Genomic DNA, 17045 nt, shown 5'->3' on the forward strand with positions numbered 1-17045 from the left:
GCGCAGGCGAGAAGAACGACGACAAAAAAGCAACGGAGGAACGATCATGAGCTTCAGAGAACACGACAAGAAGACATTCGTCGCCGATACCTGCAACGACTTTACGGCGCGCCGAATAACCAAACGCGACTTCATGAGGAAGATGGCGCTCGCCGGTGTCGGCTTTTCTGCCTTCGGATCAGCCATGCTAGGTGGCGGCCGCACCAATCGCGGGATCCTGGGCCTCGGGGTTGAAGAGGCCCGCGCCCAGGACGCTGATATGCTGAAGTGGCTGGCCGATGTCGGCAAACCGTATGCCGGCACCAAAATCCGCTACACTTCGGAAGCGACGCCGCCAACGATCGTCGCCAACCAGCTTGTCGCGGGTGAATTCACCAAGGCCACCGGCATTGAGGTGGAAGTCGAGATCGTGCCGTTGGAGCAGGTTCTCGCCAAGGCGACGCAAGACGTGCAGGGCCAGCTTGGCACCTACGACGTCTACTATCTCGACCAGTCCTGGATGGCGACGTTTGCACAGGACGTCGTCGATCCGCGCGAGTACTATGACCAGAACAAAGACCTGGCGATGCCCAACTTCGACTGGGACGATTTCTCCAAGCCGCTGGTCGACGGCATTGCCATGTACAACGGCAAACAGTGCGGAATCCCATTCGATATTCCGATCTTCATCCTGATGTACCGCAAGGATCTTTTCGACAAACACAACATTGCGCTTCCGACAGACCTCGACGCCTACCTCAAGGCCGTGCAGGCGCTCACTGAGGCAGAAAAAAGCAACGGCATCTTCGGCACCGCGTGCCAGGCGAAGTCCGGCCATTATTCGCTGGAATGCGACTGGACCTTCGCCTTGTGGGGCCATGGCGGTTCGATCTTCAACAAAGACAAGAAGTTTGTCGGCAATGACGAGCGCGGCGTGGCCGGGCTGCAATTCTATCAGGAGCTGGTCAAGAACTCGCCGCCCTCCGCGACGACATGGACTTGGGACGGTCAGGGACAGGCACTGACACAGGGTCAGGCGGCGATGGCAATCACCTGGGGCGAAGATTTCCCCGGCTTCGACGCCAACGATTCCAAGGTCAAAGGCCTGTTCGAGGCCCTGCCCGCGCCCAAGGAGGTTCCCGGTCGTCGCGCCGCCGCCGATTGCGGCTTCAACGAAATCCCGGCCGTTGGTCACCAGGGCGGCTCGACGATTTCGCTGTCGCAATATTCCAAGAACAAGGAAGCGGCATGGCTGTTCATGCAGTGGGTCTGCTCGAAGGATGTGATGGCGCGGGTATCGACGCTCGGCGGCGGCGCCTCGCCGATGCGCAATTCTTCCTTCACCGATCCTCGCGTGAAGGCGAAGGCCGTCGTCGGGCCTGGAACGACACGCCACTTCGACGCGATCAAATACACGATCGACAACCAGATGGGATCGGAGCCGGACATGCCGATCTGGGCGGATCTGTCGAACAACGACATTCCGGTTGAGCTCGGCAAATTGCTTACGGGCCAAGACTATGGCGGCAATGCCAAGGCGTGCCTCGATGCCATTGCCGGCATTGTCGACGGCAAAGTCAAGGACGCCGGTCTTTAGCGACTCGTCGGTGATTTGGGCGAAGGCGGCTTCCACCGCCCTCGCCCTTTGGCAATGTGGCGGCAATGGTTCCGGATCTCGTCATCGGCATCGATTCCTCGACCTCGGCAACCAAGGCGATCGCCTGGGACCGCAATGGGCTGGCCGTGGCTGAAGGTCGTGCACCGCTTGCAATGTCCAACCCGCGTCCGGGCTATTTCGAGCAGGATCCGGCCGAGTGGTGGGCCTCGACGGTTGCGGCGCTTCGTGCTGTCGCGGCAACAGTTTCGCCGGCACGCATTGCCGCCCTTGCGATTGCCAACCAGCGCGAGAGCTTCGGCCTTTTCGACGAGCAGGGCCAAGCGGTCGGGCCGGCGACGCTCTGGCTCGATGAGCGCGCCCGTGGGAAAGCACGGCGCTTCGGCGAGAGTTTCGGCGCGGCACGTGTCCACGCAATATCCGGCAAGCCGCTCGACGTCATTCCTTGCCTTTACCGCATGATCTGGTTTCGCGAGGAAGAGCCCGAGATTTTTGCCCGCGTGGAGCGAATGGCCGAAGTCCATGGCTATCTGGTCTTTCGTTTGAGCGGCCGGTGGGTGACATCCACCGCATCCGCCGACCCTATGGGCATACTCGATATGCGAGCTATGGACTGGTCGAACGAAATACTGGACGCCGCGGGCGTGGCGCGGGGAATGATGCCGGACCTGGCGAGGCCCGGCACGGTTCTGGGCCAACTGACTTCGGAAGCCGCCATACCGACGGGCCTGCGGGAGGGCACGCCGATCGTCGCCGGCGGCGGCGACGGTCAATGCGCTGGAACGGGCGCTGGCGTGTTGCAGCCGCGATGCGCTTACATCAATCTCGGCACGGCGGTCGTCTCCGGCAGCTTTGGCACGGACTACGTCCATGACCAGGCCTTCCGCACCGAGACGGCGGTCGCCGATGATGGCTATATCTACGAGACGTGCCTTCGCGCCGGCACTTTTCTCGTCGACTGGATGGCGCGCGAGATGCTTGGCGTCGATCTGCATGGCGCAAGCGGCCTGGCAGCGCTCGAGGCCGAAGCCGCTGCCAGCCCGATCGGCGCAGGCGGCATAATGCTTCTTCCCTACTGGCAGGGCGTCATGGACCCGCACTGGGACAGTACGGCCCGTGGTGTGATTGCCGGGCTGTCCGGCTCGAGCAGCCGCGGCGACATCTATCGTGCCGTGCTGGAAGGCATAGCGCTGCATCAGGCCGCGACAAGTCAGCGGGCCGCTGGAGCTGCCGCCCAGACCATCGGCCAATTCATAGCCATCGGCGGAGGGGCGAAGTCCGACCTGTGGATGCAGATTCTGGCGGATGCACTTGATCGTCCCGTAAAGCGTTCGACGACGGTGGAAGCCTCCTCGCTTGGCGCGGCGATGGCGGCGGCAAAGGGCGTGGGCTGGTTTTCCACCATCGCCGAAGCGTCGCTGGCAATGGCCAGCGAGCCGGCCAAAACCTTCGAACCAGACGCGAAACGGGCCGCGCTCTACGCCGAACTTCTTGCGATCCATGCCGATCTTTGGCCAACGCTTTCAACCTGGAACCAGCGTCTCGCGGCCTTCATGGAGACCGATCATGGCTGAAGCGAGCAACTGGAACGCCTTGATCGAGGACGTTGTCGCAGGACGCTGGACAGATCCCAAGACAGGCGCAGCCGCGGTCCTGCCGTTCCAGACAATCGAATTGCTGGAGACGACGGAGGGCCGCGAGGGGGATCTCGTTGCGCCTCTGGCGCTAGGCAGCCGCATCGCCGTGGTCTCTGACATCAACACCGTCGATGTGATGGGCAGGCGCGTCGCGAAGGCGCTGCGTGCCATCGCCGAAATCGACGAAATCGTGCTGCCTGACGGCCTCGACTGCGATGAGGCAACGATCCAGATGGTCAGGGAGAAGACGCGTCACGCCGAAGGCGTCGTGGCCGTCGGGTCCGGCGTCCTCAACGACAGCTGCAAGCATGCAACCTTCCTCGACCAGCGGCCCTATGCCGTCTTCGGCACGGCGGCCTCGATGAATGGCTATGGCGCCTCGACAGCGTCGGTGACGTTGGCTTCAGGGCTCAAGATCTCGCTGCCCTCGCATGCTCCGCGAGGCATCTTCCTGGACCTTGGCGTGTCGGCTGCTGCACCCAGCTGGCTCAGCGCCGCCGGGCTTGGCGACAGCCTCTGCCGCTCCACCGCCCAGATCGACTGGTGGGCTTCGCATCGGCTGTTCGGCACTTACTATTCCGAGGTGCCTTATCTGCTTCAGGCGGGCGATGAGGAACCGATGCTGGCCCATGCGCCTCGCCTTGCCAGGCACGACATCACCGCCGTCGGGCATCTCCAGCGCGTCCTGACGTTGTGCTCGATGGGCGTGTGCTTTGCCGGCGTTTCCCATCCCGGGTCCATGGGGGAGCACCAGATCTCCCATTGGGTCGACATGTTCGCGCAAGCGCATCATCCAGGCACCACGCACGGCCAGCAGGTCGGGGTTGCCTCGCTGGTCATGGCGCGTCTGCAAGCGCGGCTGCTGGACATGGAAGAGCCGCCGCAGGCAAAGCCAACCGTCATCGACGAGGCGGCGATGCTGGCCCGCTATGGAGCGCAGCTTGGACCACTTTGCATTGCCGAGATGCGGAAGACAGCACTCGACGCCAGCCAGACGGAAATCTTCAACCGGAAACTCGCGGAAATCTGGCCGGCCCTGCGCCAGGAGGTTCGGCCAATGGCAATGCCGGTTGCCCGCATGGAGGCAGCCCTGAAGGCTGCGGGGGGGCCGGTCACCGGCGCGGAACTAGGCCTGCCGCGCGCGCTTTGGCACGATGCCATTCGCTATTCGCGAGAAATCCGCGGCCGCTGGTCCTTTGTCAATCTGGCCGCCGATGCAGGACTCCTGGAAGAATTTCTGGACAGCCAATGGTGAGAGCGCATCCGATCGCCAATGGCTCGCATGGCGAAAATGAGATCCAACCGGCAAGGGCAATCGAAGGGTAGGAATTTATGGCGTCTGTCACCATCAGCAACATAAAGAAGGACTATGGCGCCCTCTCGATTATCGATGGACTAGATCTCTCGATCGAGGATGGCCAGTTCGTCGTTCTGTTGGGGCCGTCCGGCTGCGGCAAGTCCACGTTGTTGCGCATGATAGCCGGTCTCGAGCCCATCACGTCCGGTGAGATCGCCATAGGCGACAGGGTCGTCAACACGCTTCACCCCAAAGACCGCAACATCGCGATGGTCTTCCAGAATTACGCGCTTTATGCGCACATGACCGTCTTCGACAACATGGCCTTTTCCATGCAGTTGAAGAAGCGCCCCAACGAAGAAATCAAACAGAAGGTCGGGTGGGCGGCATCGATCCTCAACCTGACTCCCTATCTGGAACGGTACCCTCGCCAGCTTTCGGGCGGCCAGCGGCAGCGCGTCGCCATGGGCCGCGCCATCGTGCGGGACCCAACTGTGTTCCTGTTCGACGAGCCGCTGTCCAACCTCGATGCCAAGCTGCGGGTGCAGATGCGCACCGAAATCAAGGAACTCCACCAGCGACTGAAGACCACCACGGTCTATGTCACGCATGACCAGATCGAGGCCATGACCATGGCCGATGTCATCGTCATCATGCGCGACGGCCGTATCGAGCAGATCGGGCGCCCGCTCGATGTCTACGATCACCCGGCAAACCTCTTCGTCGCTTCCTTCATCGGCTCGCCCGCAATGAACATGTTCCATGGCGAGGTGGCTTCCGAGCGCGACGCCTGGGTGGTGCGGACCGACGAGCTATCCCTCCCACTTCCAGGAGGGGCTGCGGTCCGGCCCGGCCAAAAGGTGATCTACGGCATTCGCCCCGAACATCTTCGACCCGTGGCCGACGGGCGCGGCATCCCGGCGAGGATTACGGTTGTCGAGCCGACCGGCCCTGAAATCCACATCTTTGCCAGCATGGGCAACACCGCGATCTGCTCGGTGCTGCATGACCGCATGGAGCCCTCTCCTGGAGCTGTGATCCATTTGGAGCCGGCGCCTGAGCGAATCCACCTGTTCGACGAAGATAGCGGCGAGCGGCTGGACAAGGGAAGAACCTGAATGGCGCGGATCATCATCCTCGGCGCCGGCGTCATGGGCTCTGCCATGACGCTTCCGGCCGCTTACGCTGGTAACCGCATCACTCTTGTCGGGACCCATCTCGATGAGAAGATCGTCGGCTCGGTGGCCAGCACAAGTCATCACCCACGCCTCAGCATCACTCTGCCTGATGTGGTGACCGCCTGTTCCTGGACCGAATTCGGGGCAGCGATGAACGATGGACCCGATCTGCTTGTACTCGGCGTCTCGTCGGCCGGCATTCCTTGGGCGATCGAGCGAATTGCAGAAAGCATCAAGTCGCCCCTGCCGATACTGATGATTACGAAAGGACTTGCCGCAAGCGACGAAGGCGTGGAAATCCTGCCACATCTGCTTGCCCGCGAGATCGAGCAACGCACCGGCTTGTCAGTCCCGGTGATGGCCGTCGGCGGACCGTGTATTGCCGGCGAACTGGCGGCACAGCGCGATACGTCTGTGATCGTTGCCGGACACGATCCCGACCAGGTGGCCGCGGCGTCGCGCATTCTGCGCGCGCCTTTCTATCATGCGCGATCGTCATCCGATCTCGTCGGCGTCGAGATCTGCGCTGCTTTCAAGAATTTCTACACACTCGCAGTTGGGGCTCCCGTCGGACTGCTGGAGCGCGACGGCAAGGCGCCCAATGGTGCGCTCATGCACAATCTTGCCTCGTCACTTTTCTCGCAGTCCCTCGCGGAGATGGCGATTCTGGTCGATGCTCTGGGCGGAAAAATCGAAACAGTGCTGGGGCTGGCAGGCTCCGGCGATCTTTATGTGACCTGCCAGGCGGGCCGTAACGGTCGCATGGGGCGCCTGCTTGGCCGCGGCCTGCCCTATTCCGTGGCGAAGCGCGAACATATGAGTTCGGACACGGTCGAGGGAGCGCAACTGGCGCTGGACCTTGGTCCGACTTTGAAGAATATGATGGCCCGGGGTGTACTTCCCCATGATCGCCTGCCGCTGACGAGGGCCATCATCGACGCGGTTTGTCACGATGCTCCGCTGGTTTTGTCCTTCGACCGCTATCATCGAGGCTAGCGGAGCCGGGGAAACTCGATTGATGCCTCATATCGATGAGCACATGGCTCGGCCGAGCCCGCTCTGGACCCGCTGCCGCGGAGTGGACAGGATGATCTGATGGAGAAACCCGCACGAAAGAAGCGCGACGGCCGCCAAGCTGTAACGAGTTCGGTCACGGCTGATCGTGAGGAAGGGCTGCTCGTGCGCGCCGCCTGGCTTGCTTACGTCGGTGACCTCACGCAGGCGCAAATTGCCAAGTCTCTTGGCCTGACCCGCCTTCGCGTCAACCGGATGCTGGCGCATGCGCGCCAGCGGGGGATCGTTCAGATTCGCATCAATTCGAAGGTGGCGAACTGCATCGAGCTGGAGCACCGGCTGCGGGACGCCTATGGTGTCTCGGATCCAATCGTGGTTCCGACACCACCCGATCCTGCGCTGGTGCCACAGGTCATCGCAGCCGCCGCCGGTGAGGCCCTGTCGCTCAGAATCCGCGACGGGATATCGGTGGGCGTGGGATGGGGACGGACGCTCCAGCTTAGTCTGCGGTCAGTGACCGTACGCCCGGTCAAAGGAATGTCGGTCGTTTCCCTGCTTGGTGGGCTCACGCGCGGATCGGCGATCAACATCTATGAGATCGCTTCGCGGCTCGCGGCGCTTTTCGATGCGGAATGCTTCTACATCGCAGCACCGGTGTTCACGGACACGGAGGCCACGCGCGATCTGCTTATGCGCCAGTCCATTCTGGAAGACGCCTTCACCCATGCCCGCGACGTTGACGCCGCTTTCGTTTCGGTGGGCGCGGTGCACAAGGACGCCACCATCTTTCGGATCGGACTGGTAGGCGATGATGATCTCAAATCGCTCCGCGAAGCGGGAGCCGTCGGCGATATTTGCGGCCACTGGATCGGCGCCGACGGACAACTCGTCGATCACCCGCTGAACAATCGCGTTATCGGCCTCGCGCCGGAACATCTGCGCGACATCGACACTGTGATCGTCCCCTCCGGTGGCCTCGACAAGGTTCCGGTGCTGCGCGCCGTGTTGCGTCTGGGAGTCGTCGATGTGCTGATCACCGACGAGAAAACCGCTGAGGCGATCCTTGCGCAAAAGCCGTAGCGCAGACGGCGGGGAATTGTCTCGCACCTGAATGGCGCCAAGCTGGACCGCGCGATATCTGCCGTGCCTGCGCAAAACGGATAACGCTCATGCCTTTTGGCGCTGGTGCGCATCGCGTCATCGCTCCGCGAAGACGCGGCTGAGCAAAACAGCGTGTCGCCCGTTGAAGTGGAGGTGCCGGTCAGTGATATTTCAATCGGCGCACCCCATATGAGCGGAAAGAGCGTCGTAAGGATTGGCCTATGATTTCGCGTTGGGGACGGTTTGCAGTTTTGTTCGCCGGATTGTTCCTGGCATTTTCCATGGTCGCTGTGGATCACGCCGATGCGCGCCGTGGCGGCAGCTTCGGCAGTCGCGGCATGCGCACTTTCCAGCCGGTCCCGCCGACCAGAGTCGCGCCGCAACCGGCCGCACCGGTCGAGCGCTCGATGACGCCTAATGCGGCAACGAACAATGCGGCCCGTCAGCCGCAGGCATTCCAGCGCCCCGGCTTCTTCAACGGCCTCGGCGGATCAATGATGCGGGGGCTGCTTCTCGGCGGTTTGATCGGCGTTCTTCTGGGCCACGGTTTCGGCGGCTTGGCCGGCATGTTGGGTCTTTTGCTCCAAGTACTGCTGATCGGCGGCGTGATCATGCTGGCGATCCGCTTTTTCCGCTCGCAATCGGCATACAACCCAGCGCCCGCTACGGCCGGTGCCTCGCGGGGCATCGGGACCTTTGGGCGAAACGCAGCAGCTGGGCCCGAGCCGAGCAACGCTACAGCTTTCCCCATTCCAGGCATCGGGTCAGGATTTGGCGGAACGAGCCAAGGCAATCCTTCCCAAGCCAGTGCCGATGAGATCGCACTCACGCAAGCCGACCTCGACACGTTCCAGCAACGGCTGACGGAAGTTCAGGAGGCATTCGGGCGCGAAGATCATGCTGCTTTGCGCCGGTTGGCGACGCCCGAGATGGTCTCCTATCTGTCCGAGGAACTTGCCGACAATGCCAAAAAGGGCGTCAGGAACGACGTGTCGGACGTCAACCTATTGGAGGCCGATATTGCGGAAAGTTGGCGGGAGGGTGACCGCGACTACGCGACGGCTGCTTTGCGCTATGAGTCTCGCGACGTAACCCGCGATCGCATCAGCGGCAAGATCGTTGAGGGTCAAGCCGATCGGCCGACGGAGACAATCGAACTGTGGACCTTTGCGCGCCAGAACGGCGCTGAGTGGAAGCTCGCCGCGATCCAGCAGCCTGGCTGATGTGCTGGCCTGATCGAATGGCTGCCAGGAGACTTGTCCAGTTTTGCCAGCTGCGCGCTTGAAGGCCGGTCAGCCGAGGTGAAGCAGCGAGCTCTATCGGCCCAGCGGCAGCTTCGAAGTCGAAAGCAGTTCGGCCTCATCCATCACTCCGGCCGTAATTTGCAATGATGCGACGCGAGCGCTTCATGCTCTATTGGGCTAGATGTCAGCGGCTTTCTGGCCGCGTCTTACGGAACCGTTGGCAACGCGATCGTCGGCAATGTCGATGTGCGCTCCACCACCTTCGTCGCGGCGTTCGGTTAGAGCCCACCCTGCCTCATGTTCGAGGTTTGGAAGCGTCGGCACTGCGCGAGCTTCTTTCAAAAAAATGGTAGGGCCCGCCGCCAAGCGCGAAGCCATCGTGCATCTGCAGGCCACAATGGGAGTGTCGGAGCGGCGGGCCTGTTCCTCTGGCGGCCATCGAGGCGTCGTTAGCCGCACTTTCCGCGCACCCCTGTGCGCCGCCACCAATCTCGCGTAGACATGCCTGCCGGCATCCGGCGCTGCGACGTGAGAACCTCATGCGAATCCTGTTGCCTGTGTTCTTCCTCTGCCTGACCAGCCTGTCGCCCGCCCGAGCCGCGTCGGGCGATTGCGGCGATGCCGCCGCCCTGGTGCAGCAGGCCTATCCCAAGGCCCAAAAGAGCGCCGACGGCGCGTCGTTCACGCTTGTACCCCATACGAGCATCGCCTCAACGCTCCCGGAGAGCGATGCGCCATTCGGCCTGGCCTGCAAGATCTGGCCGGCTCATGACGACCTGCTTTTGGTCGCGGTACCGCTGATCGACAGTGCTAACGGCGACCACCTGCATGTCGGTGACATCGAGCTACTGGTGGTCGATAGAAAGAGCCTGCGGGTGCGCCAGCGCCTGCTCCAGCCTGGACTGATGACCGATGATGCCATCGCGATCCGTAAGGTGGAATTCGACACCGGCCGCTATGCACTGGCCCCTGAGGTCACCGCCTTCGGCCTGCGCATCGAAATGGCAAACCATTCGCAGGCTACTCCCTTCACTGAAACCGACCTGCGGCTCTATACCGTCGCCAGCGATGCGCTGCGCTTGGTGCTCGACGGCCTCGTGGTGGCTGGCCATGGCGGCGAAGGCGATGCCAGTTGCGCTGGATCGTTTCATTCCAGCCAGGTCAGCCTGGCGATGAGCCCGGCGCGCCACCACGGCTATCGAGACATCATTGCGGTCGAGCGGTCGAATACCGACAATCCCTCCCCCGACCAGAATGGCGAATGCCAGTCCCATCCCGGCAAGCCTGTGAAGCGGACCTACCGGCTGCGCTATGACGGCAGCCGCTACGTGGTTCCCGCGGCACTCAAGGTGATGGGGTTGTGACGCCGCCGCACACGTCCCTGCCTTGGTTCGTCAATGGGATCAATTCCAGTTGAAAGGGTATCGACCGTTAATTCTCTCGTGGTAGGAGCCGCTCAAGGGGGCTCTTCCCAAAGGAGCTGATGATTTGTGGTGGTCAAGATTCAAAAGGGGTTTTGCAGGAACGTGGGACGACAGACTTGACGGGCTATTCTCCGCAAAGGTCGACTACGCCGGAAAATCCATTCTCGATGTTGGCTGCAATATGGGGGTTGTCGCCTATGAGATATCCAAGCTGAAACCCAGTTCGATCCATGGGATCGACATTGCCAAGCCGCATATCGAGACTGCAAAGATGTTGTTGAGCGGCTCCCCGGTACATGCCCGGTTCGATCGCCTGAATCTTGGCAGCCGGCGCCTCGGCAATATCCTTCTACCGAAATACGATATCGTCCTGCTGCTGGCCGTCTATCAGCACATGCAGCGCAACATCGGCCCAGGCAAGGCGCGAAGGGTGCTTTCCAATATTGTGAGGCGCACCTCAAACGTCGTTGCCCGCGTTCCGCCTGGAACGGATGGCGAATTCATCGAAACGCTTTCTGACGAGGGGTTCCAGGTCAAGAGCACTCACACATCGCCCCTTGGTAGTCATGTGCTCGTGCTTGAGAAACCTGCCTTCGGAAATCGACAGCCATAGAGATTTCGCATCGCCAGTGGCAATCTGCCCCACTAACATCCCATGTGTCAGCAGCGGCACAGACCCGCTGCTGGCTGCAACTCAGCGCGTTGGGCGCCGATTCGCCGGGAGAACATCTCGCGGCTGGACTTCGCGCCAATGCCGTTGACGTTGGAGAGTCGCGGCTGCGGTGTTCTCTGCCGCTGCCTTGACAGACAGGATGCCCCCGTTGGCGTAGGTGACGAATTTGGCCGCCATGGCGAGAGCATCGCCGTCCCGCCTGGGGTCAGCGCGCCGCCGGTGTCGAAATTCAGCCATATGCGCTATCAGCTCGCAGGCGCCCGTCCAGCGCTCTGGCTCAGGGCGCCGGGCGAGTGAACAGGGTTCGGAATAGCTCCTCAGCACGCCGCAGTCCTACATCTGTCAGAACCACTGACTTCGCCTTGTTTGCCGGATTCGCGATCAGCCCCTTCTGGTGCAAGCGATCCAGAGCATTCCAATCCAACCCCTTCCAGGCGCGCCTCTCTTCATGCAGCGTCAGCCAAAGCAGGCCCATAACGGCATCGTCGATCTTGTCGGTGTCGATCTCCATGCAAGCAGTTTAACACGCGAAAGCGCCGCTGCCACGATCCACACCGTAGGGTTATTCCTCGCAACGGTTCGACCGAGAATAAATGTTTCACCGAGGCGTCGCATGCGCGACGGTGTCATTTGGGGGGACGAGCCGGGATGGGATCCGAGTTCATCATGGTGGCTAAGCGGCCGTGGCAGCCCTTGCCACTGGCAAATGAAATGCGGATTGGCGAAATCCTCGCCGTCGCTCTGGTTGCGCTGCAGGCGAGCGGCTGACCGTCCAGCGTGCGCGTCATGCTGCCGGCAGCGCGCAGTACCGCGTCACCCCGCCGCGGTGTCCCATTCCATAATGCGACCGAAGCGCGGACACGTTTCGCGGGACGCTTTCTTTTCCGACGTGCTCTCCGACCGAAGTCTCGACCTTGCTAGAGGTGAATTTTTGACCCCTGAGCGGTTATCTCGGAGCGCATTCCGGCCACAACCGACGTTGCGACATCCCTTCACTGATTCACTGTCCGTCTGCGGCAGAATGCGAAATCCGCTGTGAGCGTCGGGGCTTAGCAACAACCGCTCAAGGTCGGTCCGACTTGCAGGGCTGACGTGTTTTCATCGAGCCAAGACTGACTCTGGTACCGTGCCGGGAATGAGCTATAGTTCACATACTAAGACGGCCGGGCGCTTGCACAATGGCTGGACTGGGCGAACAGATTGCGCGTCAGCAGCGCACCATGGGACCGCTCCTGGTGGCGGCAGTGGTCATCGGCCTTATCGGTCTGCCCGTCGCAGCCTGGCTCGACCTCCGAGACCTATCGGAACGGATGCTGCGCAGGCAAGCCAGCGAAATCAGCCGCATCATCGACGAAATGCGCGGATTCTACGGCAGCGACGTCGTGGGACGCGTGCTGCAAGCAAACGGCGCCGTGACTGCGACGCACAACTACCGGGACGTGCCGGGTGCGATCCCTATTCCAGCAACCCTCTCGATTGAACTCGGCAAGCGCATCAGCGTTCACGACGGGTCCGTCAAATATCGGTTCGTCTCGGATCTGCCCTTCAAAGGTCGCGCCCCCCACCAGCTCGATGTATTCGAGCGGAATGCAATCTTGGCTTTGCGCGCCAACCCGAAGGAGCCGATCATCGAAGTCTCGGGTTCACTGTTTGACCGGCAGGTCCGCGCCGCGGCCCCTGTTGTAATGGGACAAGTCTGCGTGACCTGCCATAACTCACACCCGGACAGCCCCAAGACGGATTGGAAGGTAGGGGATGTCCGAGGGATCCAGGAGATATCAGTCAATCAGCCTATCGCTGCGAACATCCTCACTTTCAAGTATCTGCTCGTATATTTCGCCTTCGCGGCGGCGGCGGGCCTGACGTTCATTCTCCTGCAGCGTCGGCAGTCCGCGTTGATTCAGGGCATCAACAAGGAGCTTTCGGAGGCAAACGACTTCCTGGCCGCGATTTCATTCAAGATCGCCAAATACCTTTCGCCTCAAATCTACAAAAGCATCTTCAGCGGCCAGAAGGACGTCACCATCGCGACCGAGCGCAAGAAGCTCACGATCTTTTTCTCCGACGTCAAGGATTTCACCGCGATCGTGGAACGGCTCCAGCCCGAGGACCTGACGCTTCTCCTCAATGAGTACTTCACCGAGATGTCGGCGATCGCCCTCAAACACGGCGGCACTGTGGACAAGTTCATCGGCGACGCGCTTCTTGTGTTCTTCGGCGACCCCGAGACGCAAGGCGTCGAGGAAGACGCGAGAGCCTGCTTGCGCATGGCTGTCGACATGCAGCGTCGGGTGGAGCAGTTGAACAGGGTGTGGCATGACCGCGGAGTTGAACGGCCCTTCCGAGCTCGCATGGGCATCAACACGGGCTATTGCAATGTTGGGAACTTCGGTTCCGACGATCGGATGGACTACACGATCATTGGGGCCGAAGCGAACTTGGCGGCCCGGCTGCAGTCGATTGCCGAGCCCGGCGGCATCTGCCTCAGCTATGAGACTTACGCGCTCGTGCGCGACCTTGTCCGGGCGCGTCCGTTGGCACCGATTGCGATGAAGGGGATTAGCCGGGAGGTTGTCCCCTACGAAGTCGAGGGCCTCCTGGGTGAACTGGCCCAGCGCCCTCAGGTCATCAGCGAGCACGCGACTGGCCTCGACTTGTTCCTCGATGTTGAGGCAATCGACGAGAATGGGGTCGAGCGGGCGAAGAAAAGACTTTCGGAGGCGCTCCTAGCCTTATCCATCCGAAGCAAGCCCGCCGCATTTTAGGGTCTTGAACGTGATGCAATCTGGACCGTGGCCAGCCACATAAGTCGGGTTCGAAGCCGCCCTCATGCGCCGCCGGTATTGACGCACCCGGCTGGTATCACGAAAAATACGACGAGGCCCGCAAGGACTTGATCATGACTGGTCGTGCCATGCTGCAGACGCCTTTAGCTTGATGTGGTCGCTGACGTCGCCCCCAGGCCGGATGGGGAGCGTTATCGTGGTGTTTACACGCCTCGGTCAGCACCTGAGATCGCGGTCATAAGTCACTGTAACACATTCGCTTTCACACATGGGGCTGGAACTGCGCTTACGTCGCGACAAGTCGTGCGAGAGGAACGCTGACAGGTCTGACGCGTTCCTTTGGTTGCGCAGTCATCGTCTAGCCAGATCCAGCCGCCTTGCCGCTGGCGATAAAATGCGGGTTGGCGAAATCCTCGTCGTCGCTCTGGTTACGCTTGCCGTAGGCGAGCGGCGCACCATCCAGCGTGCGCGTCATTCCGCCGGCAGCGCGTAGCACCGCGTCACCCGCGGCCGTATCCCACTCCATAGTGCGGCCGAAGCGCGGATAGACGTCCGCCTCGGCGCCGGCGACAAGGCAGAATTTCAGCGACGAGCCGACCGAGACGATCTCGGCCGCGCCAAGCGCGCGGATATAGGCGTCGGTCTCCGGCGTGTTGTGGGAGCGGCTGGCAACGACGGTCAGCGGCATCATACCGGCCCTTGCCGAAATCGGTTGGCGATCGACGATCACATAGTTGTCATCAATCTTGATCGTTTCCGCTTTGCCCGGCCGGCCGGAAAAGAAGCGGCCGGTGCAAGGCGCGAAGACAACGCCGATCTCCGGCACGCCATCGCGAACCAGCGCTATGTTGACAGTGAAATCGGTCCTGCGGTTGACGAACTCCTTGGTGCCGTCGAGAGGATCGATCAGGAAGAAGGCGTCACCGAGATCCGGTGCCATGATGCCGGCCGAAGCTTCTTCCTCGGCCACGCACGGAATCTCGGGAAATGCGGCGCGCAGCCCGGCAAGAATAATCTTCTCGCTCTCGCGGTCAGCCTCCGTCACCGGCGAACTGTCCAACTTGCTGTCGACCGCACAGCCGGCACGAAAGACGCGCATCACCTCGCGTCCCGCCGCCAAGGCAAGGTGCTCGAAGACGGCGAGCATTGCTTCGTCGTCAGATACCGCCGCCGCTGTCATATTGGTCTTCGGCAATGTCCCGCTCGTTCAGCCAGTGTTCCAGGGCGTCCACCATCTCCTCGGCCGATCTGCCGAGTGTCTTGAGATGGATTTCGGGTTTTTCCGGCACCTCATACGGTGAATCGACGCCGGTGAAATTCTTGATTTCGCCGTTCAACGCCCGCGCATAGAGGCCCTTCGGATCGCGCCTGGCACATTCCTCGAAGGGTGTGTCGACGAACACCTCGATGAATTCGCCGTCGGCCATCAGTTCGCGCGCCATGCGCCGCTCTGCGCTGAACGGCGAAATGAACGACACGATGACGATCAGCCCGGCGTCGGCCATCAGGCGCGCGACTTCGGCGACGCGGCGAATGTTCTCGACACGATCGGCGTCGGTGAAGCCGAGATCGCGGTTGAGGCCGTGACGAACGTTGTCGCCATCCAGAATGTAGGTATGGCGCCCGGTGGCGAACAGCTTCTTCTCGAACAGATTGGCGATGGTCGACTTGCCCGAACCCGAAAGCCCGGTGAACCAGAACACGGCCGGCCGCTGGTTCTTCATATCGGCACGGGCGCGCTTGCCGACATCGAGGGACTGCCAGTGGATGTTTTCGGCGCGACGCAGGGAATGCAGGATCATGCCGGCACCGACCGTGGCATTGGTAATGCGGTCGATCAGAATGAAGGCGCCGGTGGTGCGGTTTTCGGCAAACGGATCGAAGGCGATCGGCGACCGCGTCGAGATGTTGCAGATGCCCACTTCGTTCATTTCAAGCGACTTGGCCGCCTCATGGGCAAAGTCGTTGACGTTAACGCGGTATTTCAGGTCGGTGACGGTGGCGCTGGTCTGGTCGGTCTCGGTGCGCAGGAGATAGGAGCGGCCGGGCAGCAGAGCATGTTCATCGAACCAGACGATGTTGGCGGCGAACTGGTCGGCGACCTGTGGCCGCGCTGCCGGCGATGCCAGCATATTGCCGCGCGAGATCTCGACCTCGTCGTCGAGGACAACGGTGATGGCCTGGCCGGCGATAGCCTGCTGAAGGTCGCCGCCGTGCGAAACGATGCGCCTGACACGCGAGGATTTGCCGGATTTGGCGACGACCACCTCGTCGCCCGGCGCAACCGAGCCGGAGGCGATGGTGCCGGCGAAACCGCGGAAATCGAGGTTGGGACGGTTCACATATTGGACGGGAAAGCGGAACGGCAGTTCGACCGCGGCCTCGTCAACCGAGACGGTTTCGAGATGTTCGATCAGCGTCGGGCCGGAATACCAGTCTGTCCTATCGGAACGGCCAGTAACGTTGTCACCGTAGCGGGCCGATATCGGAATGGGCACGATCGTCTGGAAGCCGAGCTCACGAGAGAACTGCCCGTAATCCGCGACGATCTGCTTAAAAACCGCCTCATCGAAGCCGACAAGATCGATTTTGTTGACGGCGAGCACGATATGGCGGATGCCCAGCAACGACGCAATGATCGAATGTCGGCGGGTCTGACGCAGTACGCCCTGGCGGGCATCGATCAGCACGATGGCGAGATCCGCCGTCGATGCACCCGTCGCCATGTTACGCGTGTATTGTTCGTGGCCGGGCGTGTCGGCGACGATGAACTTGCGCTTTGGCGTGGCGAAGAAGCGATAGGCGACGTCGATAGTGATGCCTTGCTCGCGCTCGGCCTCGAGGCCGTCGACCAGCAGCGCGAAGTCCACGTCGTCGCCGGTGGTGCCGTGCTTGCGTGAATCGCGCTCGAGCGTGGCCAGCTGGTCCTCGAAAATCTGCTTGGTGTCGGAAAGCAGGCGCCCGATCAGCGTCGACTTGCCGTCGTCGACAGAGCCGCAGGTCAGGAAGCGCAGCAGCGACTTTCGTTCCTGCGCCGCCAGATAGTCGCGGACGCCGTCGGTTGGGGCGAGGCTCTTGGCCATGATGTGGCGCATAC

At 61.7% G+C, this 17045-nt stretch carries 13 protein-coding genes and 1 pseudogene; 11 read left to right on the forward strand and 3 right to left on the reverse strand.

What is annotated here, in order from left to right; translation table 11 throughout:
- The first annotated feature begins 46 nt into the window (after nucleotides 1-46).
- From NKI63_RS02430 to NKI63_RS02475, 10 genes and pseudogenes are all read left to right on the forward strand, one after another.
- A complete protein-coding gene (locus NKI63_RS02430) occupies nucleotides 47-1576 on the forward strand; it encodes an ABC transporter substrate-binding protein (protein ID WP_352646222.1) in 1530 nt (509 codons plus the stop codon).
- Nucleotides 1577-1641: 65 nt separating this feature from the next.
- Nucleotides 1642-3168: a xylulokinase gene (locus NKI63_RS02435; RefSeq protein ID WP_352820396.1), complete on the forward strand. Its 1527-nt coding sequence runs from the start codon at nucleotides 1642-1644 to the stop codon at nucleotides 3166-3168.
- On the forward strand, nucleotides 3161-4486 hold the full coding sequence (locus tag NKI63_RS02440) for an iron-containing alcohol dehydrogenase (protein ID WP_352820398.1): 1326 nt from the start codon (nucleotides 3161-3163) through the stop codon (nucleotides 4484-4486). Before NKI63_RS02435 ends, NKI63_RS02440 begins: the two co-directional genes overlap by 8 nt.
- 77 nt (nucleotides 4487-4563) lie before the next feature.
- On the forward strand, nucleotides 4564-5646 hold the full coding sequence (locus tag NKI63_RS02445; RefSeq protein ID WP_352820400.1) for an ABC transporter ATP-binding protein: 1083 nt from the start codon (nucleotides 4564-4566) through the stop codon (nucleotides 5644-5646).
- Nucleotides 5647-6702, forward strand: coding sequence for a hypothetical protein (locus NKI63_RS02450; protein WP_352820402.1), 1056 nt, complete (start codon nucleotides 5647-5649; stop codon nucleotides 6700-6702).
- Between the two features lie 99 nt (nucleotides 6703-6801).
- Nucleotides 6802-7800 (forward strand): sugar-binding transcriptional regulator, encoded by a 999-nt coding sequence (locus NKI63_RS02455; RefSeq protein WP_352752817.1) that lies wholly within the window; start codon nucleotides 6802-6804, stop codon nucleotides 7798-7800.
- 242 nt (nucleotides 7801-8042) lie between these two features.
- Entirely contained in the window at nucleotides 8043-9044 is a 1002-nt protein-coding gene (locus NKI63_RS02460) for a Tim44 domain-containing protein (protein WP_352752819.1), read from the forward strand.
- Nucleotides 9045-9373: 329 nt separating this feature from the next.
- Nucleotides 9374-9489: pseudogene (locus NKI63_RS02465) on the forward strand (IS3 family transposase); the annotation flags it as partial.
- Nucleotides 9490-9604: 115 nt separating this feature from the next.
- The gene (locus NKI63_RS02470) at nucleotides 9605-10429 is read left to right on the forward strand and encodes a PA3715 family protein (RefSeq protein ID WP_352752821.1); all 825 of its coding nucleotides are present in this window, start codon (nucleotides 9605-9607) and stop codon (nucleotides 10427-10429) included.
- A 124-nt stretch (nucleotides 10430-10553) separates the two neighbouring features.
- The gene (locus NKI63_RS02475) at nucleotides 10554-11102 is read left to right on the forward strand and encodes a class I SAM-dependent methyltransferase (RefSeq protein ID WP_352752823.1); all 549 of its coding nucleotides are present in this window, start codon (nucleotides 10554-10556) and stop codon (nucleotides 11100-11102) included.
- Between the two features lie 337 nt (nucleotides 11103-11439).
- Here the strand turns inward: NKI63_RS02475 and NKI63_RS02480 are convergent, their stop codons facing one another.
- Nucleotides 11440-11673, reverse strand: coding sequence for a DUF6429 family protein (locus tag NKI63_RS02480; protein WP_352752825.1), 234 nt, complete (start codon nucleotides 11671-11673; stop codon nucleotides 11440-11442).
- A gap of 667 nt (nucleotides 11674-12340) precedes the next feature.
- On the opposite strand from NKI63_RS02480, the gene NKI63_RS02485 reads away from it, so the two are divergent.
- Nucleotides 12341-13927 carry an adenylate/guanylate cyclase domain-containing protein gene (locus tag NKI63_RS02485; protein WP_352752827.1) on the forward strand — a complete coding sequence of 529 codons (1587 nt, stop codon included), beginning with the start codon at nucleotides 12341-12343 and terminating at the stop codon, nucleotides 13925-13927.
- Nucleotides 13928-14306: 379 nt separating this feature from the next.
- On the opposite strand, the gene cysQ is transcribed toward NKI63_RS02485, so the two are convergent.
- Nucleotides 14307-15095, reverse strand: a complete 789-nt coding sequence (gene cysQ, locus NKI63_RS02490) for a 3'(2'),5'-bisphosphate nucleotidase CysQ (protein ID WP_352702058.1) — start codon at nucleotides 15093-15095, stop codon at nucleotides 14307-14309.
- A 10-nt stretch (nucleotides 15096-15105) separates the two neighbouring features.
- A complete protein-coding gene (gene cysN / locus NKI63_RS02495; RefSeq protein WP_352820406.1) occupies nucleotides 15106-17043 on the reverse strand; it encodes a sulfate adenylyltransferase subunit CysN in 1938 nt (645 codons plus the stop codon).
- Nucleotides 17044-17045 lie beyond the last annotated feature (2 nt).

Origin of the sequence: Mesorhizobium sp. M0410, from assembly GCF_040321435.1 — a bacterium.
In the GTDB taxonomy this organism is placed as follows: Bacteria; Pseudomonadota; Alphaproteobacteria; order Rhizobiales; family Rhizobiaceae; genus Mesorhizobium.